This window comes from Sphingobacterium anhuiense (assembly GCF_042686355.1).
GTDB lineage: Bacteria > Bacteroidota > Bacteroidia > Sphingobacteriales > Sphingobacteriaceae > Sphingobacterium > Sphingobacterium anhuiense.
This window is the reverse complement of the sequence record NZ_JBHUPE010000019.1, coordinates 1-893: the sequence shown is the minus strand read 5'-3', so window position 1 is coordinate 893 and position 893 is coordinate 1. Positions and strand designations below refer to the sequence as shown.

The following is an 893-nucleotide window of genomic DNA, read 5'->3' as shown; positions in this document are numbered from 1 at the left end:
AAATATAATATCCCTACCGGGAAAAACCATGCAGGAGTAGGGGATTATATAGGATTAGATGGTGTATCCACAAAATCCTATGGAGTAATGTGGGATGATGAAATCAACACAGATTATGCTATTCCTATCGCTTGGGGACGATATCGAGTAGATCAAAATAGAACTCGATATGTAGAGGTCGATACACTTCATTATAAGAACTCAAATGCTATTCTTAGACCAGGAACTATAATTCGATTTCCATATGAGATGAAAAGCCCTAACGGCCGCTTCAGCATGGTCTTTCAAGCAGATGGAAATATATATATAGCTGATAAAGTAAAGAGTAAGATTTTATGGGATTCAGGATCTTTTAAACAATTTGGAACTAGCAGAAACTATCAGCTGAGCTTTCAACTTGATGGTAACTTAATTTTAACGGCGACACCTACCTTACAAAAACCAGGAGTAATGGTTTGGTCAACAGACCATCTTCACGTTAGACAAGATGATAGAAATTATAATAATGTGAAGTTTGGATTTTACGTACTGCAAGATGATGGAAATTTCGTATTATACTATCCATGGGATTTTAACACCAATAAAATGATGCCTATAGCAAGTACGGAGTCGTATAATGGACCATCTCCCCATTTTACTAAAATAAAATAATGTTCTACATAAAGAGAGTAAAATTATATAACCCAAATTAGAAATTTTGGGTTATATAATGATCATTGGTATTTTTATTAAATAAAAATTTAAATTATAGTATGAAAAAAATTCAAATTGTAGCACTTTTACTCGTTTTGGTTAGTACATTTTCTTGTCAAAAGAATAATGAAACGATAGACGTGAAAAGCAGTGAAAAAACAGAAGATAACAACATAAATCTTCTTAGGGATCATTTAAGC

Annotated in this window: 1 protein-coding gene; it reads left to right on the top strand. The window is 32.6% G+C overall.

The window, feature by feature from the left end; genetic code table 11:
• On the top strand, window positions 1-651 hold a 651-nt coding region (locus ACFS6I_RS23320), incomplete at its 5' end, for a hypothetical protein (RefSeq protein WP_380924154.1).
• Between the last annotated feature and the right edge of the window lie 242 nt (window positions 652-893).